The organism is Mucilaginibacter sp. PAMB04274 (genome assembly GCF_039634385.2).
Lineage (GTDB): Bacteria > Bacteroidota > Bacteroidia > Sphingobacteriales > Sphingobacteriaceae > Mucilaginibacter.
The window spans coordinates 180,920-198,102 of sequence record NZ_CP155081.2 but is presented as its reverse complement, the minus strand read 5'-3'; the positions used below and the strand labels follow the sequence as shown (position 1 = coordinate 198,102).

Sequence of the window (17,183 nt, the reverse complement as noted above, 5' to 3'; positions counted from 1 at the left end):
CCAAAACAACGATTGTTGGATGGTAATGAGATAACTCAAAAAGAATTATTGGCCTTATGAGTTGTGTTCAGTATTTGTAGTTATTAAACATCGGTATAGTTTTAATGTTATTGATGCAAGTGCTCTTACATGCCGACTACATGACCTATACTCAATATAACCAATCGCTATATCACTTCACAACTCGCAGGGCATCCAACCACTTGTTCAACTTTTTGGTTGTCGCCCTGTTTTTTTGCGGCTTGCCTTGTTATGCTTTTCAGGGTAAGCCCTATCAATCCGTTGCAGAGATTCCAAATCCAAAGGATGCAGGCACCGGTTATGTGAGCGATCCGCAAAGTTTATTAACCCCCGGTGAGCTCGACAGTTTAAATCACTTGCTGGCGGAGTTAAACACTAAAACAAGCGTGGAGGCAGCCGTTGTGGTCATTAATGATTTTAAAGAAGATGAAGATGACTTTACATTTGCTACGGCGCTCTTCCGGCACTGGGGCATCGGTAAGCGCGGGGCCAACAATGGCCTTTTATTGTTCATAGCAACCAACCGAAGGCAGTACCGCTTTATAACCGGCTACGGTGTAGAGGGCTTATTGCCCGATGCAACCCTATCTAAGATAGGTGAAAATGTTTTGGTACCAGCGTTTAAGAAACAAGCTTATGGCAGTGGCATAATCAATACTATGCAGGTAATTAGCCAATACCTGCAGCAACCAGTTAATAAGAAAGAGCTTAATAGTTTAATAGCCAGGCAAACATCACAAACTATAGGCATTACTAATCGGGATATATGGCTTGCCATTGCCATTATAGCATCAGTGGGCGCTGGCTGGCAAATCAGGAAATTTAAGTCGCCTTTTTTGAACGCGAAACACAAGGCTTCTAACTTATATGCAGATATATCAGGATGGTCTGCTTTTATATTAATCGGCTTAGTATGCCTGTTTGGTGTTGTCGTTTTCTTCTTCGGTAGCATCAGTGATATGCTATCCGCTATTCCACAGGCCTTACCGGTAATCATCTGCATAACTATTGTTGCTTATTTTTTCTTTGCGCATTTAAGCGTGCTGAGTCAACTACGTAAGTTTTACAAAGACGATGTAAATTATTTTGGCGCAGTCGGTAATTTTTACCGGCAAGCCTGGTGGCATGCGTTATTATCCCCCATCCTGCTTTTTTTCGTTATAGTACAATTGGTACAAATAACACGATTGAAAAGACGCACTAAGCCGCTGATTGATACCGACGGCAAACCAATGCAACGTATTAACAGAGATAGTGCGTACGATGTTAATAAGTACCTTTCAGCCGGCCAGCTGAAAGAAGAAGAAACGGGCAGTCTGGTTTACGATATATGGACAACAGACGGCAGCAAAGAGATAAAACTGGTGCCTAATGATGGGTACCACTATAACGACTTTGAGGCATGTCCGGCTTGCGGGTTCAGAACTTATACCCAACCTATTGAAATTACTGTTGAAAGAGCTACCTATACTCAAGGGGGAAAAGCTAAGCGGGTGCAGGTATGCCGCTATTGCAACCATGAAAACTTTATTGAATTTATAACGCTCGCTATGTTGGTACGGTCAACGTCATCAGGTTCGGGGAGTAGCAGTAGTAGTGGTTCATCTTCTTCATCAGATTCTGGCAGCTCATCTTCCGGTAGCTGGGGCGGAGGTAGTACAGGCGGTGGTGGTGCTGGTGGAAAATGGTAGTCCCATCAGCTTTCTTTTTAAAATCCAGGTAAATGATAGCCAAGTTCTTTTTGTTTACGAAGAATGGTGGGAAGCTTGTTGTTATATTATTCATTTGCCTTAATTCTCTAAACGAAAAGCGATACAACATAGTACTAAAAAATTTGTTGAAGCAGAACGTTATGCCTATGGGTGCGAAAGGCAATAGCTGCCAGGCATTATAAGCACAAACAACTATATTAACCCATGCTCATGTATACCATCAACCGGAAGATTATTTCATCACTTATTGCAGCAATAGTAATATTGAGCGCCTGTACCCATGATCAGGCCAAATCAAAAAAGGAAGTTTCTAAGCTTAACGCACCAGCATCACCGGCAATCAACACAACCTATGGAGAGGTAAATACCTGGCTGGATGACTTTAAAAATTTCAGAACCGCTGTTTACCAGGAGGACTTGGTAAAGATGAAAAGCTATTTCGATTTTTCGGCACCTGCTGATACGACTCAGATCTGGACGGCGATTTACGATAATATGAATGAAAACAAACGCCCCGAAACGTATCCCAGTACCTTTACAGAAGCCGACCTTGAAAAGTATCACCGGAATATTTTTACAGATGACTTCACTAAAAGCCTGCTTAAAGTGAAGAGTGAGGTGCTTTACCGAAAAGGGGAATATACGACGCCCGGCATTAAACAAAACGACCGTACCTATCATATGCTGGCCCAGTACGACAAGGCAACAACCACACTTCAATTGTTCGTTTCGTATTCAGGAGGCGTTGACGAAAATGGTGAGGAGGTTAGTGAGGGCGAGTATGCAATCATTTACTTTTTCAAAATTGAAAATGGCAAGTATTTAAAGTTTGATAAAATACTGTTTGCCGGTTAAGGAAGAATTATATATCTATTGATTAACCCGGCAACTTATCAGGGGCAAATCATCAACACAGTGGTAGCTGATTGAGCGCGCTATTTGGCCAAACGATATTTACCGGAGGCCGAAACCTAAAGAAAAGCTGTTTGTTGATAGGACTGATTGAGTGTATTACTAAAATAAATATTATGCTGTCATCTCTTCAGAACAAAGACAATAGCGCTGAAAATAGCGACCTTACTAACAAAGTTATGGGTGCCCTGGAACCTGCTATAAAAGAGCATTGGCCCAAGATTGAACCTTATGCTGATAAAGCGTTAGCTGCCGCACACAACGATGAAACTGTTGAAATGCTGGCCCGCAAAGTTTATCCATGGCTTCCTATGATGGTACGCCTGGCCATAAAAGAAGATAAATTTGTAGCCTTCACTTTAGAACATAAAGGCCCGCTTCTGGCTAAACTGGCAGAAATAAAAAATAAGCAAAATACCTGATTTGCTTTTATCGTTTAAAAGCGCCGTTACAACGTTTTAGGTAAGGTTAGCAATTACTTTAAACTGCATGGTCCATTTTTGTTAACGATCCAAATATGTGCTCGGCAGTTACAGAATAGGAAACGCTTTTGCTGCAAAACTTTCCATTCAACCCTTACTATAAACACCTAGTGCTACAAGCTGTTGCCTGTGGTGATAGCTGTCGTTAAGATGCGCTTACAAAAACACGGATATAGCTTTACCATATGCAAATTTTGGTGTCATTAGGCGTAATTAACTTAAAATAATTGCCATGCTTTTAGGAACTACAGCCCATCATGGAACTGCTGAGGGCACAGAAACCTTCATTTTACAATTGCTGTTGCAACAGCGTTATGCAGAAGCGTATGAATTGCTTGTTAAGCAGCCCGTTCAAACAGCGGCCCTTTATAACACAGCAATTTGCCTGCACTGGAGCGGCGACTATCAGGAAGCTTTGAACCGGTTGGAAAAGATTCAGCTTGCTCCGCACATGAGCAGCGGTAACCAGCTTAATACCGAGAATATCTGTAAGCAAATCAGAAACAAGCAGAACCAAACCGACGATTTTTTACAGGGAATAAGCGAAGCTTACATCAAAAGCTTTCCTGCTTTAGTGCATGATGCCATCATCCGGCTTAAAACAGCCTGTTGGTTGCAACTGGGCAGTTATGAAAAAGTGATTGCAATTGCTACGCCGATAGCTCACAAAGGATATAAGAATATTACCGATGCATTAAAATTAGCCGATACAGCCCATGACAAAAGAATTTGATAAAATTAAAGAAGCATACCAGCGAAATATGTTTGCGGCAGAAAGCGACAAGGTGGATATGCTAAGCCTGTACAAGCAATTACCGGATCTCGGCATCAATAACGATTACGAAGAAAACCTCTACCACCTCGCAGCTCGTTTTACCGACGCTGAGGCTATCCGGTTTATGACAAAGGCGGGCTTAAAATCAGCTGCAGATAAGTATGGTAACTCTGCGCTGCATTCGCTTACCAATACCCGGTTTGATTTCGACGATCCGAACCTGGATGAAAAAGCTGCAAAAATTTATGATACCGCCCAAGCACTGCTGGATGCCGGCATCAATCCTAAAAAGAAAAATGACTCGGGTAAGCTTGCTTATTTTGAAGCGGGCTTGCTTTACATGTACCCGTTCCTTCAGGCTATGGGTGAGGCAGGCGTCAGGATGGATGTTACCGAATCCGGAGGGATGAACTTACTACACGTTATTTGTGATAAATTGGGTAACCGCAAAGATATTAAAGGCGCAATACCTGCGGTTATGAAAACGGTACGTATACTGCTTGAAAAAGGTGGTATTGACGTCGAAGATAAAGATGTGTTTGATACGACGCCGCTTACTTATGCACAGCGAAGTGGCGTAAAAGAGGTAGCAGCTCTAATTTCGGGTGATGAAAGTGATGTGGCCACTGGTGGTATGACCATCCACGAGGCGGTTTTAAACCGGGATGCTACCGCCGTTGAAGCCTTAATAAAGTCGGGGGCTGATTTGAACGAAATTGCCGACAAATACCGGCGCACGCCGCTCATGCTGGCTTGTGAGTACCCTTCTGCACCATTAGTACAACTACTGGCTGAAGGTGGTGCTGATGTAAATTTTAAAGCAGGAAACGGGGAAACAGCGGTTTACTATCTTCTTACTAAAGCAATGAGTAACCTGGGCCGTGGTATGAGCCAAAACACTAAAGATGTTGTTAAGATGTTACAAGTTCTGCTGGCCAACGGACTAAACGTGGATGCTGCTGTTGATAACGAGGCCAACACCGCCCTAAACCTTTTGTGCCAGGCTGGTCATTACTTGGCCGATTTGAATAGTACGCTGGCAGAAGAATTGATAGATGCCGGAGCCAGTGTTAACCAGCCTAACCAGCTGGGCAAAACACCCTTAATGTCATTTGCTGAACGCGGCAACGAAATGAAATATGGCATCGCCGAACTGTTGCTGGACAATGATGCCGACGTTACTTATGTGGATCAATCTGGCAATACGGCATTGATTTATGCAGCGGGAAATTCGGATCACATGTCGGGCAAGCGGATAGTTTCTTTAATTTTGGAAAGAGACAAATCCACCTTGGAGCGGGTTAATAACGCAGGACAAACGGCAATGGATGTAGCTATTAAGCAAAACAATGAGGCTGTGGTTAAACAGCTCATAAACTAAACAGGTAAGCAAAGCACTATGGATAATATGTTTTTAAACGCATGTAAAAATGCGCAAAAAGGAATCGTACAGGCTTTTCTGAAAAAGGGCGGCGTTAATGTAGATAAGCGCGACAGCTTGGGTAATACGCCCTTGTATTACGTTTGCAGTAAAGGAGCTAAAGATATTGCCAAATTATTAATTGATGCTGGAGCCGACGTGAATCTGCCAAATAACGTTAGTGAAACGCCATTGCATATTGCCGCCCGTAGCGGCAGTAAAGAACTCATAAAGCTGCTTGCCGATGCCGGTGCCGACATTAATGCCGCCAACAACAGCGGGCAGTCTCCCCTGTTTTACGCCGTGCTGGATTACAAAACTGAAACAGCCCTGTATTTGATAACGCTAGGGGCCGATGCGTCGGTTAAAGACAACTCGGGATATAACGTACTGGATCATGCTACGGCTAATGGCATGCGCGACTTAATTACGGCTATATCAAACGGAAGTGTAGCACAAAAAGACGACCATGGCAATACCCCGCTGCACCAGGCGGTTTACAACAACCGGAGCGAAACCGTACAGGCACTGCTGAAAGCTGATGCATCCAACGTAAACGAATTAAATAATGACGGCGTTACCGCTCTGGTATTGGCTGTAAACAATTCAAATATTCATTTAGCTGAATTGCTTATTAAAAACGGAGCCGATGTAAACCTGCATCTTTTAAACGGCAACTCAGCCCTGCATTATGCAGCCGGTATTGGAAATCACCATATTGGAAAATTATTACTTAACGCCGGTGCCGACGTCAACTCACGCAACAGTTTCAGCGAAACGCCACTACTTGTTGCTGCGCAATGCGGCTTTAATGACTTTACGGCTCTGCTGATTGAAAACAGTGCAGATGTAAATGCTGTAGACAACGAAAGCCGTAGCGCAATGACGTTTGCGAGCGAGCGCGGTTACACCGAAATTTTAGAACAACTATTAACGGCAGGTGCAGATGGAAAGTGATTGCAGCCCCCTTAGGTAGAGGGAAAATTAGTAGCATAATTAGATAATAAAGGAAAGCTTATCCTTGATACTTTAACACGCGGCAGGCCACGACCATATACGTAAAAGAAAGACAAGCTATTCGAATTACCTAACCGGAAATTTCATTTGCAGATTGTTTTGTTCTTTATAACAGGTGTCGGGTCACGAAGATTAGGTAGACACTAAGTAACGTGACTTTTTTAATCATAGCCTAGTTCTCACTTTATTCGCTGCCAGTAACACTAACAAATCCGCCCAGGCCAATGGTTTCGCCGGCTTTTCCGGTAAACAGTATACTAACGGTACAGCTTAGCAGATACTTCAGTTTTGAGTTGAAGCCTCCCTTTGACACTTACATGGATACCTGGCCAGGTGCCTTAAGGTAAAAGGCGAAATGAAACTTTTTGGTTGTTTACCATTAAAGAGTATACCCCGGGTTGCAGGTGAACCTTGCCGTTAGCATCTGGGTACCCCAAATGTTTAAGCGGATCAATCTCAAACTGATACGTGGCGGTGGCCCCTTGCCTGATTTCCTTTTTTTCAAAGAATACCAACTCCTTAAGCGGCCTCGAAATGTTTCCGGCCGGATGTGCCACATACCAAAACACCACTTCTTTACCATCCATATTACCTGTGTTGGCCACATCAACCCTGGCAACTATTTTTTGGCCGGGTTTAATAGTCAAGCTCGATAACGTTACCGCTCCGTACTTAAACGGTGCATAACTCAGGCCATCGCCAAACCAGTAAAGCGGAGTGGTGGGTATGTCCTGATACCGGCCTTGGTCGGGGCGTGCGCTTTGGCGCATACTATAGTAAACAGGTATTTGCCCGGTGGTTAACGGGAAGGTAACAGCAAGTTTTCCTGACGGGTTTATTGCTCCGGATAGGATAGCCGAAGCTGCGGCACCGCCTTCTACACCGGGCTGCCATATTTCCAGTATGGCATCGGCAAGCGGCTCAATCCTTATTAATTCGAGCGGTCTGCCGTTGGCTAACACCAGTACAATTGGCTTACCACTTAGCTTTAAATGTTCAACCAGTTTTTCCTGAACCCGTGGAAGAGAAATATTGGAACGTGACGCATTTTCACCGCTCCATTGTTTATTTTCGCCCAGGCATATTACCACTACGTCCGCATCCTGTGCAGCTTTTGCAGCTTCAGCAAAGCCCGACTCATCATCGCCATCAAAATCACACCCTTTTGCATAGGTAATTTGCGTTCCATTAAATTGCTGTTGCATTCCTTCAAGCAAAGAACACACATCATTAGGTTGGCCATGATATGACCACGCTCCTAAAAGATTAATCTTATCGTTTGCCATAGGCCCCACAAGTGCAATCTTTTTGATGCCAGATTTTAATGGCAATACTGCTTTATTATTTTTTAACAACACCATTGATTCAGCAGCCAAATTGCGGGCTATGGTCCGGCTTTCGGGCAGTAAGTACCGTTTATTGTCAGGTAGTACAGGCGCAAAAGGCTTTTCAAATAACCCTAACCGAAACTTAACCCTTAGTATACGCGCCACCGCCTCATTAATCTGCAACATCGTTACCTTTTTTTCGGCAAGTAACTGTTGTAAATACTCCCGGTATATGTCATCCTTCATGTCCATGTCAACTCCGGCATTAAACGCCTTCAAGCCCGCCTCTTTGCGGTTGGCTGCAACGCCCTGGTCAATTAACTGGCCAATCGCATTCCAGTCAGACACTACAAACCCGTCATGTTTCCAGCGCTGTTTTAGCACCTCTTTTAACATATACCTGTTTGCAGTGGCCGGTATGCCGCTTATATCGTTAAATGAACTCATCAGCGTAGCGGCCCCAGCTTTAACTCCTGCTTCAAAAGGCGGCAGATAAGTCTCCCAAAGTGCTTGCATAGATACATCAGTGTAATGATAATCTCGCCCACCTTCAGAGCGCCCATAAGCTACATAGTGCTTGAGGCAGGCTGCTATCGAAAACTCATCTGATAAATGTGTGCCCTGGTAACCCTTTATTGAAGCAACCCCAAAAGCGGAGTTGGCGTAAGTATCTTCACCATAACCTTCGGCAATGCGGCCCCAGCGCGGGTCGCGGGCAACATCGATCATGGGAGAGAAAGTCCAGTCTACTCCCGATAACTTGGCCTCTTTTGCAGCCATACTGCAGGCGGCCGTTACCAATGCAGGGTTCCATGAACAGGCTTGAGCCAGTGAGATAGGATAAATTGTGCGGAAGCCATGAATAACATCATAGCCGAAGAGAATGGGTATGCCAAGCCTGGTTTGCTTAACGGCTTTCGCCTGTACCAGATTGCGAATTTGGGGATCATCGCCAAAATAAATAAGCGAACCAATTCCGGCCGGGATGTCGTCAATCAGCGCTCCAATGTTGTTTGCATTTGTGTTTTTCCCGAATGTATACTGATTTAATTGCAATACTTTTTCTTGCAGTGTCATTCTTGATAAAAGATCCCTTACACGAACTTCGATAGGCTTTTGCGGATCCCGGTATGCCGGCGTTTGAGCATATAGCCAGGCGCTGGATAACCAGCATAACATCAGGGTAAATTTAAATCTCATTAGTAGTAATTGGAATAATGCAGAAAAGATCACTGGTAAATTTTATACGCTTTGTTGTGCAATGAACACCGTAGCCTGAATTTGTAGCAGTTTTAAATACCGTAATTATCATACTGTACATAGGGCAATTACTTTTTAGAATAAATTTTGCCATACCTGTTGCTTTATATTTTTAAATAACCCGGACTAACCAACAATATGGTTAGCCGGGTTGTGTAACGCGTTGCCTTGAATGAGTTTAAAACCCTCAGCGTTGTATGGGCTGGCAACCTGTTGTTGCCTGGTAGGTATCAAGCTTAATTGAAAACTTCATGCAATCTTTAAAAAATGCTGGGCTTTCGTCAATAAAGTCTCCATTTATAAGGATATGACCATCTTTGAGTATGAAATAAAATTTGGCATTACAGATATGCATCAGGTAGTGTCGTACCCAAAGGTTAGCCTCCTCGGCAGATAAAAAATCGGTACGGCAAATTTCAAACACATTGTCCAACTCGTAAAAAACAGAATACACAGCGTTCATACTTTTCAACTTTAATATCATATCCTCAATTCTCTATTGCTTATAAAACTCAATATCGTCCATACTGCAATAGGCATTATTGCCTGCGGTGTTCAAACCTATGGTACATTGCCCATTGGTTACGTTTATATTGGTAATGGTTACTTTTACCCAATTAGCATTAATCAATATATTTTGGTTAATCTGTGTTCCGCCGAAATCCTTTGCGAACAAATAGTTGCTAACCATAGTCTGCGGACTTTTAACCCAGGCCTGACAAGTGTATAAGCCGTTGGATAAACCTGTAATGGTTTGGCTGGTTGCCACGTTGTAAGCACTGCTTTTCCAGTGGGTAAGCGTAAAAAGGCCAGTATGCGGATTGGTCTCCGTATAGTTAGCATCGGGGTTACTGCCCGTAGTTACCCAGCCCGATGGTGAGGTCGCGGCTACTGTATCAACCTCAAAACCCGGATTTTTAACCAGCGAAAAACCATCCATGCCTAAAGTTGGGCGCTTGCTGGTGGCATCAAAAATACTGCGGTTGGGTGCAGCATGGTCATAAGCCTGGGGTTCCCAGTAGCAAACGCCTAAGCCTTTGTTATTAGGCAGGCTGCTTAGGTCATCAAGCAGCGTACTTACCATTAGGCGGGCTGTTTTAGGGTTGTTTTGAAAATAACCACATTCAGCTACCAAAACTTCTTTATTGTAAGTTGTTACCAAATCCTGAAGGTTAAGTTTGGTATTGTTCATGGTGGTGGCATAGGTTGAGGTTGGATAAACAGACACGCCTACCACATCAAAACTGGCACCGTTTGCAATAAGACCGTTTAATACACTTTTACAGTTGCTGTTATCATACCCTCTTGAAAAATGCACGATAACTTTAATGGAACTGTTTACGGCTTTAACCGCTGCATAACCTGCTTTATAAAGCGTGGCATAACCGGCCATATTGCCGGGCAATTGCCCCATAGGCCAAAGCATACCATAGTCGGTTTCGTTGCCAACCTGTACATACTCGGGGGTAATACCATTAGCTATAAGTGTATTTAAACAGGATGTAGTATGGTTGCTAACGGCGGTTTCCATAGCTCCAAGGCTGTAGCCGCTCCAGGCGGCCGGGATATTTTGCTTGGTAGGGTCGGCCCAGGTATCGCTGTAATGAAAATCAATAAGCAGTTTCATGCCCGCATTTTTGGCCCGTACTGCTTTTGCAACCACATCGGCAATACTATTGTACTGGTTGGCACTGGTGGGGTTTACCCACACCCTGAGCCTGATGAGGTTGATACCACGTTCTTTAAGAATGGTAAAAATATCTTGCTGGTCGGTTGTGTTAAAAAAAACCCGACCCTTGGCTTCCTGCTCGGTAATAAAACCAACATCAGCGCCGCGCAAAAACGAGCTGTTGTTGTTAATGGTAAGCGGTGTACGGATACCTCTTGTGTCACTGTCCGGCGATGTAGTATTTATGGTTTCATTTTTTTTGCAGCCATTTATCAGCAACAGCGTTGCTGATAATAGTAGTGCGGAGATGGTGTACCTGAACTTACCCGCCGATTTTGCCTTTAATAAACTTTTCATATTTGTGGTTTTTGTTAATTGGTTACTATTACAAAATCATCAGAAAAAGCCTTTTTTACAGATTGACCCAACCGAAAGCTACCTGTTATTTACTGGGCCAGGCCCCTTAATTACTCCAGTTATCTGTCCTGAACGGCACTGCAGGGAGATGGGCTTTGTTATATAGGTTACAGCCCTCGGGATTATCGGCCCAGGCGTAACGTACGGCAACCGGTTTAGCTACATCAGCACTCCAAACCGAAATTTTATTATTTTGTATCTGCGCATTGGCCCAGTGAAAAATGTGATCGGCACCGGCAATGGCAAATTGTTTTAATGGGCCATTTTGAGCCACCAAACCCATAGCGGAATTATTAAAACGGAGTATAATTTTGTTACCCTGGTTTTGCATGGATTGGTAAACAGGGCCCGACACGGTAATATTTTCTCCATAAGCTACCCGGCGTGCCACCAGTGCCAAACGATGGCCAACTACTTTTTTGTTGTATGGGTGTACATCATAAGTCTCGCCGGCATCTATACTAACCGACATGCCACAACCCGGAACTGATTGCGCAGTTTTAAACTGTGCCTCGCGTAACATAGCCCAGTCGCTCGCTTTTGGCACTACTGGCGGAACCATGTGATTGGCCAACTGAACAATAAGAAAAGGAAAATTACCCTGCTGCCATTTATTGCGCCAGTCTTTTATTAATGCAGGTAGCAGTTCATTGTATTCGGAGGCCTTACTGGTATTGCTTTCGCCCTGGTACCAGGTGGCTCCCTTAATGGTGTAACCCGCCAAGGGCCTTATGCGGCTATTAAACTGAATGGCCGGAGTAAACTCTAAACGGGTAAGCGTTTTTGACGGAAAACCCGTGGTAGCGTAACCCATTTTGTAAACCCATTCGCCAGTTAAATCAACATAACCTTTTTCGTTTCCAAGCCGGTATTGCTTGCCGGGCACCACTCCGCCCGAACCTTCTTTATTAATAACACGAATAACAATGGTGTTTTTGCCTGCCTTTAAGATACCTTGGGGTACCAGGTACCGGCGCACCAGGTATCTGTTGTCTTTAGAGCCTATGCAAGTGCCGTTAATATAAGTTGAATCTATATCTGCAATCAAGCCCATTTCCAGAAAAACAGGCTTATTCAGCATGGCTGCTGGTAGCGAAACTGTTTTCTTTAGCCAAAAAACCCCGTCCTGGTCAGCAGAGCCATAGTCTTCTATGTAACCAGGCACCCGCATTGTTTTCCAGCCTGTGGTGTCGGGCTTACTGCTCCAAACGGCGCGGCCGTTTTGAAGGCCAGCGTCTTTATTATTTACCTCGGCCATCCATCGGGCTGTAGTTGTCCTGTTTTGAGCAAGTACTGATTGTGTGTAAACCGAATCGTGATAAGGCTGCGCTTTTTGCAGATAATGAGGAAATGCAGCTAAGCCTTCCTCACTTACCCAGGCCTCGGCCGGGCTGCCCGGATAGCTGGAGTGAATAATGCCGATAGGTACTTTGTAAACCTCGTACAAGCTTTGCGCAAAAAAGTAGGCTACCGCACTAAAATTAAGCACAGTTGCAGGGCTGGCCTGTTTCCAGCTGCCAACTGCATTGAGCTGCGGCTGCATTGTATAAGGATTTTTTACGTCAAACTCGCGTATTTTATAGGTTCCGGCGCGGGCAATATTATCCGGAAAATAGGTAGCAGATTTATATAGCTGGTATTCCATGTTAGACTGTCCTGAACACAGCCATACATCGCCAATCAGTACGTCGTTTATAGTAATGGTGTTTTGGCCTTTCACGGTTAATGTGTGGGGGCCTCCTGCCTGCATGGGCTGTAAGTAAATGTCCCAGCGGCCATTGGCAGCCGTATTTTGTTTTACAACTTGCCTGTTAAACCACACCGTAACAGTTTCGCCCGGTGTTGCCCATCCCCATAAGTGTACCTTTTGGTTGCGCTCTATAACCATGCCATCGCTTACCAGGCTGGGCAAGCGCACATTGGCCAGGCACAATAGTGGCAAAACAACCAGCACAAAAAACACCTTTAGCTTTTTCGTCATCACAAATATTGGCATAAGCAGTTACCAGTTTTTTAACTCGGTGGTGGGTTTCGGAGGCGTACCTTTACTTGCAGGGAGCAGGTATACATTAAAGGTTTTACGGGTATGTGCCGGTACCTTAATTTCAAATCCAACCAGGATAGTACCGGGGTTCAGGGCATCGTAGTTGTGCGGCGGATCAGTTCCCCAGGTTTGCAACGTGACTCCTTCTACACCATCTACCTGTAGTTTAAGCTTTTTGCCGTTACTGGCAAGCCAAAGGCTATTACCCTCAACAGAAGCCACCTTAGCCGGGGTAAGCATAGCCCACCTAATGGAGCATTCCTTGTCGCCGGTTTCAATTTCGTCTCGTACTACGACGTATTGCTTGTCTATTATTGCAATGCCACGCTCGGCTTTGTTTAAGTCTTCATGGTATGCCGAGGTAAGGTCCATTACAGCATACATGTTCAAAGGATTATCTGATGCTTTTTTCAGATGCGCATCGCCCTGAACGGCTTGCTTATGCCCGTTCACCGTAAGTGTGCTGTGCGATAAATTAGAATACCTAAAAACATCCCAGCGCTGCGAATTTTGACCCATCTCCCATATGCTCAATCCTGCTGATTCCAAAGAATTGTATTGCTGCATCCCCAAATCTGCCGACCACCGGGTGCCGCCAAAATCGGCCACAAACGAACCAACATCCATGTGTCCGTGGCTAACCGAGGGGCTTCCGCCTTTAAAGCCAACGTAAATACCATTGTATCTGCGCCAGTCGGTACGCATGATGGCTACCTGGTTTTCGCCTTTTGCCTGCCACATTAGGTCTGCTGGCGCTTTAATAGCATCGGCGTTTGTGTTACCTGCCCAAATCATGGCCGCAGGTAGCAGCCGGTTTGTTTTGGCATTAAATTTTGATGTTTGCAGATAACCTTTTTCCACAAACAGCAATGAGGGGTCATTTAATTTATTGGCAAACCAAAACATGGCCGGCTGCAAGCCTTCAACACCCCCGGCGTCAGAGTAGTTAAAAGGTATACCCGAAACACCAATTAGCTGCTGGTAAAAAGCCGCCGTTTTCATAAACCCAGGCTGCCCGCTTAAATTAAAATCGGTACCAAAAACTTTTTCGATTGCGCTGATGAGAAATACATTGTAAGAGGTACCGTACCCCCAGTAGCTATAACCTTCTTTATAATTGCCATCAGGTGCATACTCTTTCATGGGCGTTTGCACCGAGGTTATTGCACGGCTTATAATGTTAACCGAGAGTTGCGGCTGGTTTTCATATACCGCAATAGCGCCAAAAGTAAGGCCGCCGTTGCATACCTGGTTCCAGTTATTAGACGCGCGCAGCCAGCCATTGTATTTACTATCCATAGAGGTTTGCAGGCCCTTTTCTATGATAGCTTTGCTGATAGTGGCTCTTGATTTGGGCGACAGGCCACTGTATAGCCAGTCGTAACCGATGGCAGTGGCCATGGTCATTTCGGCAACGTCTAAAAAGTGATCGGGGTTCCAGTCAGGGAAACTACTTACAGCCAGCAGTTCCTCCTCGCCACGTTTCAGGTATTTTTTTTGACCAGTTATCCGCCAGGCATACGACAGGAAAAACACTCGCCGCAAAGCTTCCCTTGAAACCTGTAACAGCCGCCGTCCAATCAAGGTACGCTCCTGCGGATAGGCCATCAGCATGGCGTCACATTCAGTTATAATGCTTTGATGCACGTTGCGCCAAAGCGTGTCTTGCTTTATGAGCGTTTTAATTCGCTCCTCGTCATTTTTAGACAGTAACAAACGGGGGTGTTGCCCAAACTTGGTGGTGTCAATAACAGGCTGTGCCAGCGCGCTAACGCTCAAAAACAAAACAAGTGCACATGCTTTTAAAGCAATAAAAGAACAATACTTTGTTTTTTTGGCGGCCTGAGCAGCCGGTGATACTTCTATAAACATTGTTTCTTGCCGTTAATTAAGTAATTTATACCTGTTAAGCGCTTCCAGAAAATAGTAATCAGCGTATACAAGCGGCACATCGATTTCAACGCCGTGTGCAATGCTGCCAACGCTGTGTTTCAATAAAAATCCGCCGTTTTTCCCTGGCTGTGCCCTGTAAACGGGGCTGCTTAACGAATGCAGGATTTTGATGCCTGCATTGCGATAATTTGCCGCATCAGGCACTTTGAAGGTACTCAGTTCTAACAGAGCCGAAGCGGTTACGGTCGCAGCAGATACATCACGATAGTTGGTTGGGGTTTCGGGCGCATGAGAATTTACAGAAGGTAAATAGCCATTTTGGTTAGCGTTAAAATCCCAATAACTCACGCCGTCAGCCGGCAGGTTTGCATGGTTAATATAAAATTGCGCCATTTTTTGTGCGGTTTCAAGATATCTTTTATCCCCCGTTTCGCGATAGGCCATAGTAAAACCATAAATACCCCATGACTGGCCACGGGCCCATGTTGAATTATTAGCATATCCCTGGGCCGTTTCTTTAGCCAGCACTTTGCCTGTTTGCGGATCGTAACAAACTACATGGTAGCAACTGTAATCGGGTCGTATCTGATTCTTTATTACATTGTTGGCATGTGTAATCGCTATATTTTTGTAGGTTGGATCGCCGGTTACTTTTGAGGCAAAAAACAGCAGTTCGAGGTTCATCATATTATCTATAATCACCGGAAAATCATATTTGTGCTGCCCATCCCATGAGCCAAACCGGTTCCATGACCGTATGCTTCCCGTTTTAGGACTATACCTTGTGCTAAGCGATTTTGCAGCCTGTATAAGCACCTCTTTGTACTTTATGTTTTTGGTAAGACGGTATGCATTGCCATAGCTGCAATACATCATAAACCCTAAATCATGGTGTTCTGTAAAATTTTTCAGTGGTTCAAGTTTTTCGGTCCACTTGATAGCCTGCTTACGCATATCCTCATCTTTGCCCAGCTCGTAAGCATACCACAGCGAGCCGGCAAAAAAACCTGATGTCCATTCATATTTGTTGGTAAGCAACACTTGCCCGCCCTTACCCGTTGTACGCGGAAACAACGTATCCACTTTGTTGGCAGTATCCAGCAAATGCTTAAGCTGCTTTTGGGCAAAAACATAGTTCTCATTTACAAAAACATCTTTTTCAGTCCAGTAAGTAAATGCTAAAAAAACCAAGGATAAAATCACCGTAACAAAGCTGTATTTCTTCATATAATTAATAGCTGTTTATGTTTGTGTATGCGTTTAGTACTAGTTAACATTGACTTTTACAGATTTTTGAACAAATTTTTCGCGGTTGATGTCAATGCTGCCGCCAACAAAAACGGCGTTGAAAGAGCCCTTTGCAGCATACTTGTAAGTAAAGGCACTGGCACTTAAACTTTGGGTAGGATTTTTAATCAGCACACCTACATCGGGCACCACCTTGCGCAGGTTTATACTGCCAATGATTGCCCAGGCTTCGGCCGTTTCTTTCGCGGTGGCTGTTGTTGTAGCTCCTGTTATCATCAGCTGGGTTGATGTGATGTTCCACAAATAGGTATTTTGTAAGGTGTAACCAGCCCAACCTGGGCTAAACGTATCAACCCCGTAAACTTGATAGGGAGTGGTAGAACTGTTTAGGTTAGCTATCTCGTAAGTGGTGCCGTCGGCCAGTTCGTTTTTAATACTAAAGCTGGTGATGGTCCAACGGTTTTGAATAGTGCCCGCAGCAGCATTGTATTTAAAGGCAAAAAATACGGGTTTGCCTGCCGAAGCAAAGTCTGACAGATTGATGGCGCCTGAAGGCGTTGCGGAGGTACTGCCGCTTGATAAGGTGGCACGCGAGGTAATATCTGTCCAGGTGGCGGCTGCTATGTTGGCTTTGGTTGTTACAGTATCGCCTTTAGCCACTCCCTTAAAATCAGTTGATACCATTAACTGTAAAGAATTGGGCTGTGTGCCGTTTGCCCTAACTGAGTTAAAGGTGAGTACAGGCGTGCCGTCGGCAGTTGCCCGGCCGCTGTATTCAAATCTTTTGCCGGCTTCGCCTGAGTAAAAGGTAACTATATCCGGATTGCCATTGAACCTGAATCTGGCCGTATCACCAAGGGCGAGCGTTGATTTGTCAATACTTACTGTAAAATCGGTATCGCCGGTGCTTAAGTCCTTTTGACAGCTGGCAAAAACCGTTGCCAGCATAAACAGGGTAATATATAACGTTCTCGACATTGTTTTA

At 44.6% G+C, this 17,183-nt stretch carries 14 protein-coding genes; 6 read left to right on the top strand and 8 right to left on the bottom strand.

Annotated elements, in window-relative coordinates:
* Window positions 1-113: 113 nt before the first annotated feature.
* The 6 genes from ABDD95_RS00880 to ABDD95_RS00855 all read left to right on the top strand — a co-directional run bounded on the left by ABDD95_RS00880 (window position 114) and on the right by ABDD95_RS00855 (window position 6,279).
* A complete protein-coding gene (locus tag ABDD95_RS00880; RefSeq protein ID WP_345950014.1) occupies window positions 114-1,712 on the top strand; it encodes a TPM domain-containing protein in 1,599 nt (532 codons plus the stop codon).
* Between the two features lie 231 nt (window positions 1,713-1,943).
* A complete protein-coding gene (locus ABDD95_RS00875; RefSeq protein WP_345950013.1) occupies window positions 1,944-2,588 on the top strand; it encodes a hypothetical protein in 645 nt (214 codons plus the stop codon).
* A 173-nt stretch (window positions 2,589-2,761) separates the two neighbouring features.
* Window positions 2,762-3,067 (top strand): hypothetical protein, encoded by a 306-nt coding sequence (locus ABDD95_RS00870; protein ID WP_345950012.1) that lies wholly within the window; start codon window positions 2,762-2,764, stop codon window positions 3,065-3,067.
* Window positions 3,068-3,359: 292 nt separating this feature from the next.
* Entirely contained in the window at window positions 3,360-3,860 is a 501-nt protein-coding gene (locus ABDD95_RS00865; protein ID WP_345950011.1) for a hypothetical protein, read from the top strand.
* Window positions 3,844-5,283 (top strand): ankyrin repeat domain-containing protein, encoded by a 1,440-nt coding sequence (locus tag ABDD95_RS00860; RefSeq protein ID WP_345950010.1) that lies wholly within the window; start codon window positions 3,844-3,846, stop codon window positions 5,281-5,283. Before ABDD95_RS00865 ends, ABDD95_RS00860 begins: the two co-directional genes overlap by 17 nt.
* A gap of 18 nt (window positions 5,284-5,301) precedes the next feature.
* The gene (locus tag ABDD95_RS00855) at window positions 5,302-6,279 is read left to right on the top strand and encodes an ankyrin repeat domain-containing protein (protein WP_345950009.1); all 978 of its coding nucleotides are present in this window, start codon (window positions 5,302-5,304) and stop codon (window positions 6,277-6,279) included.
* 244 nt (window positions 6,280-6,523) lie between these two features.
* Here the strand turns inward: ABDD95_RS00855 and ABDD95_RS00850 are convergent, their stop codons facing one another.
* The 8 genes from ABDD95_RS00850 to ABDD95_RS00815 form a co-directional block, all read right to left on the bottom strand.
* Window positions 6,524-6,652, bottom strand: coding sequence for a hypothetical protein (locus ABDD95_RS00850; protein ID WP_345950008.1), 129 nt, complete (start codon window positions 6,650-6,652; stop codon window positions 6,524-6,526).
* A gap of 25 nt (window positions 6,653-6,677) precedes the next feature.
* Window positions 6,678-8,867: a glycoside hydrolase family 3 N-terminal domain-containing protein gene (locus ABDD95_RS00845; RefSeq protein WP_345950007.1), complete on the bottom strand. Its 2,190-nt coding sequence runs from the start codon at window positions 8,865-8,867 to the stop codon at window positions 6,678-6,680.
* Window positions 8,868-9,114: 247 nt separating this feature from the next.
* Window positions 9,115-9,411, bottom strand: a complete 297-nt coding sequence (locus ABDD95_RS00840; protein ID WP_345950006.1) for a hypothetical protein — start codon at window positions 9,409-9,411, stop codon at window positions 9,115-9,117.
* A 12-nt stretch (window positions 9,412-9,423) separates the two neighbouring features.
* Window positions 9,424-10,953, bottom strand: a complete 1,530-nt coding sequence (locus ABDD95_RS00835; RefSeq protein WP_345950005.1) for a glycosyl hydrolase 53 family protein — start codon at window positions 10,951-10,953, stop codon at window positions 9,424-9,426.
* Between the two features lie 106 nt (window positions 10,954-11,059).
* Window positions 11,060-12,994 carry a sialate O-acetylesterase gene (locus tag ABDD95_RS00830; protein WP_345950004.1) on the bottom strand — a complete coding sequence of 645 codons (1,935 nt, stop codon included), beginning with the start codon at window positions 12,992-12,994 and terminating at the stop codon, window positions 11,060-11,062.
* Window positions 12,995-13,015: 21 nt separating this feature from the next.
* Entirely contained in the window at window positions 13,016-14,929 is a 1,914-nt protein-coding gene (locus ABDD95_RS00825; RefSeq protein ID WP_345950003.1) for a heparinase II/III family protein, read from the bottom strand.
* Window positions 14,930-14,941: 12 nt separating this feature from the next.
* Entirely contained in the window at window positions 14,942-16,177 is a 1,236-nt protein-coding gene (locus ABDD95_RS00820) for a glycoside hydrolase family 88 protein (protein WP_345950002.1), read from the bottom strand.
* A 39-nt stretch (window positions 16,178-16,216) separates the two neighbouring features.
* A complete protein-coding gene (locus ABDD95_RS00815) occupies window positions 16,217-17,176 on the bottom strand; it encodes a DUF5017 domain-containing protein (protein WP_345950001.1) in 960 nt (319 codons plus the stop codon).
* Window positions 17,177-17,183 lie beyond the last annotated feature (7 nt).

What these genes read in the sequence shown, in the direction of transcription:
- ABDD95_RS00835 (WP_345950005.1), bottom strand. Translation starts at nt 10,953, where the DNA reads ATGAAAAGTTTATTAAAGGCAAAATCGGCGGGTAAGTTCAGGTACACC.
- ABDD95_RS00845 (WP_345950007.1), bottom strand. Translation starts at nt 8,867, where the DNA reads ATGAGATTTAAATTTACCCTGATGTTATGCTGGTTATCCAGCGCCTGG.
- ABDD95_RS00840 (WP_345950006.1), bottom strand. Translation starts at nt 9,411, where the DNA reads ATGATATTAAAGTTGAAAAGTATGAACGCTGTGTATTCTGTTTTTTAC.
- ABDD95_RS00820 (WP_345950002.1), bottom strand. Translation starts at nt 16,177, where the DNA reads ATGAAGAAATACAGCTTTGTTACGGTGATTTTATCCTTGGTTTTTTTA.
- ABDD95_RS00825 (WP_345950003.1), bottom strand. Translation starts at nt 14,929, where the DNA reads ATGTTTATAGAAGTATCACCGGCTGCTCAGGCCGCCAAAAAAACAAAG.
- ABDD95_RS00870 (WP_345950012.1), top strand. Translation starts at nt 2,762, where the DNA reads ATGCTGTCATCTCTTCAGAACAAAGACAATAGCGCTGAAAATAGCGAC.
- ABDD95_RS00860 (WP_345950010.1), top strand. Translation starts at nt 3,844, where the DNA reads ATGACAAAAGAATTTGATAAAATTAAAGAAGCATACCAGCGAAATATG.
- ABDD95_RS00875 (WP_345950013.1), top strand. Translation starts at nt 1,944, where the DNA reads ATGTATACCATCAACCGGAAGATTATTTCATCACTTATTGCAGCAATA.
- ABDD95_RS00865 (WP_345950011.1), top strand. Translation starts at nt 3,360, where the DNA reads ATGCTTTTAGGAACTACAGCCCATCATGGAACTGCTGAGGGCACAGAA.
- ABDD95_RS00815 (WP_345950001.1), bottom strand. Translation starts at nt 17,176, where the DNA reads ATGTCGAGAACGTTATATATTACCCTGTTTATGCTGGCAACGGTTTTT.
- ABDD95_RS00855 (WP_345950009.1), top strand. Translation starts at nt 5,302, where the DNA reads ATGGATAATATGTTTTTAAACGCATGTAAAAATGCGCAAAAAGGAATC.
- ABDD95_RS00880 (WP_345950014.1), top strand. Translation starts at nt 114, where the DNA reads ATGCAAGTGCTCTTACATGCCGACTACATGACCTATACTCAATATAAC.
- ABDD95_RS00830 (WP_345950004.1), bottom strand. Translation starts at nt 12,994, where the DNA reads ATGACGAAAAAGCTAAAGGTGTTTTTTGTGCTGGTTGTTTTGCCACTA.